The 2,819-nt window shown below is 80.8% G+C and carries 3 protein-coding genes; 1 reads left to right on the top strand and 2 read right to left on the bottom strand.

All coding sequences use genetic code 11. From position 1 onward, the window contains the following. The coding region (locus tag GTQ99_RS27290) for a GAF domain-containing protein (RefSeq protein ID WP_166617789.1) at positions 1-661 on the bottom strand (661 nt) is incomplete at its 3' end. A 226-nt stretch (positions 662-887) separates the two neighbouring features. On the opposite strand from GTQ99_RS27290, the gene GTQ99_RS21810 reads away from it, so the two are divergent. Further along, the gene (locus tag GTQ99_RS21810) at positions 888-2,234 is read left to right on the top strand and encodes a nicotinate-nucleotide--dimethylbenzimidazole phosphoribosyltransferase (protein WP_205707992.1); all 1,347 of its coding nucleotides are present in this window, start codon (positions 888-890) and stop codon (positions 2,232-2,234) included. On the opposite strand, the gene GTQ99_RS21800 is transcribed toward GTQ99_RS21810, so the two are convergent. After that, on the bottom strand, positions 2,141-2,819 hold a 679-nt coding region (locus GTQ99_RS21800; RefSeq protein WP_205707991.1), incomplete at its 5' end, for a GNAT family N-acetyltransferase. The genes GTQ99_RS21810 and GTQ99_RS21800 overlap by 94 nt on opposite strands.

Here is a 2,819-nt window from a genome sequence, read left to right as displayed (position 1 = left end):
CCGCTGCGGGGGCGGTGAGCCGGCGGCGCAGGGCCGCCACCCGCAGCTCCCCCTCGACGGCGCCCACGGCGGCCCGCACCAGCTCCAGGGCGCGCTCGCGCCCCAGGTCGTCGCCGCCGGTGAGGTCCAGGACGCCGAGCAGCGCGCCGGTCGCCGGGTCGCGCACGGGAGCCGCCGAGCAGCTCCAGCCGGCGGCGGCGGTGGCGTAGTGCTCGGCGGAGCGCACCCGCACGGGCCGGCCCAGCGCGAGGGCGGTGCCGGGGGCGTTGGTGCCCACGGCGTCCTCGCTCCAGCGGGCCCCGGCCAGGAAGGCCATCCGCTCCGCCGAGCGCCGCAGCGCGCCGTCGCCCTCCACCCACAGCAGCGTGCCGTCGACGTCGCTGACGGCCATGAGCACGGGCACGCCGAGCGGCTCGTCGAGCAGCAGGTGCCGCGCGGTGGGCAGCACGGCGGCCAGCGGGTGCGCGGCGCGCCGCTCGCGCAGCGCGGCCTCGTCCAGCGGGACGGCGGGCAGCAGCCGGTCGGGGTCCAGCCCGGTGCTGCGCGCGCGCCACCACGAGGCGGAGATGAGCTCGCGGGCGCCGGGCAGCGGCGTGCCGACCGGCGCGGTGGCCGTGGACGTCAGCCACGCCTCGCGGACAGCCGACGAGCTGGGGACCACCGCGCACCTCCGGTCAGCACCGACCACCTGCGGCTGCACGGTAGGTCGCGGGCGCGCGGCGGACAAGGCGCACGGGCGCGGCGTCCAGGTGCGGCGTCCGGGCGACGGGGCCCGCCGGGCGTCCACCCCGCCCGGGCGCAGGTGCGACCATGCTGCGACCACCGTCCGACCGCGCCGGGCGGCTGCGGGTCCGCCCGCCGCCGCGCACCGCCCCCGAGGAGCACCGATGACCGACGGCCCGCGGCCGTTGAACCTGCGCGAGATCGCCGAGGGGCTGCGCTCGCCGCACACCCCCGCGGCCCGTCCGCGCACCGTCGCCCCGCTGCTGCCGGCCAGCCGCGCCGACCAGCTCGCGCGGTGGCTGGCGGGCACCCAGGACCGCGACGTGCCCGCACCGCTGGAGCGCGTGCAGCTGGTCGTCTTCGCCGGCGACCACGGGGTCGCCGCCCGCGGCACCTCGCGCCTGGAGGCCGGCTGGACGGCCCGGGCCGTGCGCGAGCTGGTCGAGGGCCGCGGCGCCCTGGCCGCGCTGGCGGCTTCCGTCGGGGTCCCGGTCGCGGTGCACGCGGTGGGCGTGGACTGGGGCGCGGACGCTCCGCAGGACGTGCCCGCCGCGGTGGGCGCGCACGCGCTGCGCGCCGGCAGCGGCGACATCGCCGTCGAGGACGCGCTGAGCACCGAGGAGGTCGAGGCCGCCGTCCGCGCGGGCGCCGCCGTGGCCGACGCGGCCGTCGACGCCGGCGTCGACCTGCTGCTGCTGAGCCTGCTGGGTGCCGGTGCGACGACGGTGGGCGCCACCCTCGTGGCGACCTGCCTGCGCAAGGGCGCCGTCGACGTCGTCGGCCGCGGCAGCGGCGTCGACGACGACGCGTGGATGCGCAAGGCGGCCGCGGTGCGCGACGCCGTCCGCCGCGCCCGCAAGCTCGCCACCCGGCCCGCGGCGGTGCTGCAGGCGGTGGCGAGCGCGGACACCGCCGCCGCTGTGGGCTTCCTGCTGCGCGCGGCGGCCCGCCGCACCCCCGTGCTGCTCGACGGCCTGAGCGCCGTCGCCGCCGCCCTGCTGGCCTCGCGGGCCGTGCCGGGGGCGGAGAAGTGGTGGCAGGTGGCCGCCGCCACCGCCGAACCGGCCCAGGCGCTGGCCGTCGACCGGCTCAAGCTCGTCCCGCTGGTGGACCTGGGCGCCGGCCGCGGCGACGGCACCGGAGCGCTCAGCGCGCTCGGCCTGCTGCGGGCCGCGCAGGTGCTCGCGGCGGCCGACGAGGCCGCGCTGCCGCCGCTGCTCGACCCCGAGCCCGAGCCGGAACCGGAGGCCGAGCCCGAGGCGGGACCGGAGCCGGAACCCGAGGCGGAGCCGGAACCCGAGGCGGAGCCGGAACCCGGGCCCCGGGCCGCACCCGAGGCCGAGCCGGAGACCGAGCCGGAGACCGAGCCGGAGCCGGGACCCGAGCCCGGCCCGGGGGCGCCCGGCGGTGCGGCGGGTCAGCCGGGTCCGGTCGACCCGGGGCTGCCGGTGACCTCCGGGGCCACCGCGGCGTCCGCCGCCGGCACCGGCAGCGAGCGGCCGAACACGTAGCCGCCCTCGTCGGCGGAGAGCTCGGTGAAGCCGGCGCGGCGGTAGAAGCGGACGGCGCCGGGGTTGGCCGCCGCCACCCCCAGGTGCACGCCGGGCGACCCCGCGGCCGCCAGCTGCGCCCACAGCCGCCGCACGAGCGCGCCGCCGAGACCGCGCCCCTGCAGCCGCGGCAGCAGGTCCACGTGCAGGTGGGAGGGGTGGGTGCGCCACACCGGCTCCGCGGGCACGCCGGAGTGCACGGTGCGCAGCAGCGGGGCGTCGAAGCCGTCGTCGTCCCGGGCGGGCAGCGGGTAGCGCTCGCGCAGCGGCGGCCACCACGAGCGCTCCCGCCAGCGCTCGAAGGCGGCCGTGTCCAGGCACCCCAGCAGGTACCCGCCGACGCCGTCGGCGTCCTCGGCGACGGTGGCGAAGCGCGCCTCGTGGACGGCGTAGGGCGTGGCGTAGACGTCGGCCAGCAGCGCGGGGAAGCGCGTGCGGGCCGAGGCGTCCCCGCCGCGGTCGCCCGTGCGCAGGCAGACCTCCTCCAGCGCCGGCAGGTCCTCGGGGCGCACCGGCCGCAGCCGCACGTCCCCGCGCCGCTCGACC

The organism is Kineococcus vitellinus, from assembly GCF_009906315.1.
Lineage (GTDB): Bacteria > Actinomycetota > Actinomycetes > Actinomycetales > Kineococcaceae > Kineococcus > Kineococcus vitellinus.
This window is presented reverse-complemented; position numbering and strand designations above follow the sequence as displayed.